The following is a 1,425-nucleotide window of genomic DNA, read 5'->3' as shown; positions in this document are numbered from 1 at the left end:
CTAAGCAATAATAAGGATGATTAGAATGACTTATATAGAACCAACCCTCTGGGCACAAAAGCAATTTGGTCAAGCTCACCTCAATGACCCAAGACGTACTCAAAGACTCGTTGCCCTAGCTGCCTCTCTGGCCGAGCAACCTGGCGTACCGGTCTCGAAACTCATCATCTCCCCTGCAGATATGGAAGGGGCTTATCGCTTTATCCGTAATGAGCAAATCAAAGCAGAAGATATCGCTGAAGCGGGCTTTCATGTCACAGCGCAAGAGGCTTTAGAACAACAAACACTTCTTGCATTAGAAGATACGACTTCTCTAAGTTACTCCCATCGCAGCATACAAGATGAACTTGGGCACTCCAATCAAGGCAATCGAAATCGAGCTATGTTCATACACTCGACCTTACTTTTTGCTCCCGAAACTCAAGTGGTTGTTGGCTTAATTGAACAACAACGCTGGACTCGAGATATTGAAAAGCGTGGACAAGGACACCAGTACGCCACTCGACCATACAAAGAGAAAGAAAGCTATAAATGGGAGCAAGCTTCTCGCCATGTCGCAGAGCGACTTGGCGAGAAAATCTCAGATGTTATTTCTGTGTGCGATAGAGAAGCCGACCTATTTGAATACCTCACTTACAAGCAAGAGCAACAACAGCGATTCCTCGTTCGCTCAATGCAAAGTCGCTGTATAAAAGAGCATGATAATCGTCTTTATGACTACGCTTCCAAGCTTCAATCAGCAGGAGAAAGAGTGCTCGACATACCGCAAAAAGGCGGCCGTAAAGCTCGCACGGTTCACCTAGACATCAAATATGCCCCCGTGACACTCAAATCTCCCGCGAATAAAAAAGAGTTCAATAACATTCCGCTTTACTACGTGGGATGCATAGAGCAAGGAGAGAGTAACGATAAGCTCGCATGGCACTTACTGACCTCGGAGCCAGTAACGAGCAGGGAAGAGGCACTTAAAATCGTCAGTTATTATGAGCAGCGCTGGCTAATTGAAGATTTTCATAAAGTCTGGAAAAGTGAAGGCACTCAAGTCGAGCAATTGAGAATGCAAAGCAAAGATAACTTAGAAAGGCTCAGCGTTATTCTGGCTTTTATCGCGACTCGGTTGCTCCAGTTGAGATTTATGAATGAATCAGATGAGTTATCTAAGAGCAGTTGTGAGCCGATATTAAAAGGCAAAGCATGGAAGCTAATGTGGCTAAAGCTAGAAAGAAAAGGGCTACCGAAGGAAGCTCCGGACATATCATGGGCTTACAGAGGTATTGCTCGATTAGGGGGTTGGAAGAATACAAAGCGAACGGGTCGTGCTTCTATAAAGACATTATGGCAAGGATGGTTTAGGTTACAAACCATCCTTGAAGGGTATGAACTGGCTAAGTCTCTTGATTCACCAGACTTGTGATCAAGAGACAG

General features: G+C 44.9%; 1 protein-coding gene. It reads left to right on the top strand.

Going from position 1 to position 1,425, the window contains the following annotated elements:
• Positions 1-25 precede the first annotated feature (25 nt).
• Positions 26-1,414: an IS4-like element ISVa18 family transposase gene (locus PL85_RS17870; protein WP_115339179.1), complete on the top strand. Its 1,389-nt coding sequence runs from the start codon at positions 26-28 to the stop codon at positions 1,412-1,414.
• The last annotated feature ends 11 nt before the right edge of the window (positions 1,415-1,425 follow it).

The organism is Vibrio anguillarum, from assembly GCF_001989995.2.
In the GTDB taxonomy this organism is placed as follows: domain Bacteria; phylum Pseudomonadota; class Gammaproteobacteria; order Enterobacterales; family Vibrionaceae; genus Vibrio; species Vibrio anguillarum.
The sequence above is the reverse complement of the archived record's forward strand: the minus strand, read 5'-3'. Positions and strand labels throughout refer to the sequence as shown.

What these genes read in the sequence shown, in the direction of transcription:
- PL85_RS17870 (WP_115339179.1), top strand. Translation starts at nt 26, where the DNA reads ATGACTTATATAGAACCAACCCTCTGGGCACAAAAGCAATTTGGTCAA.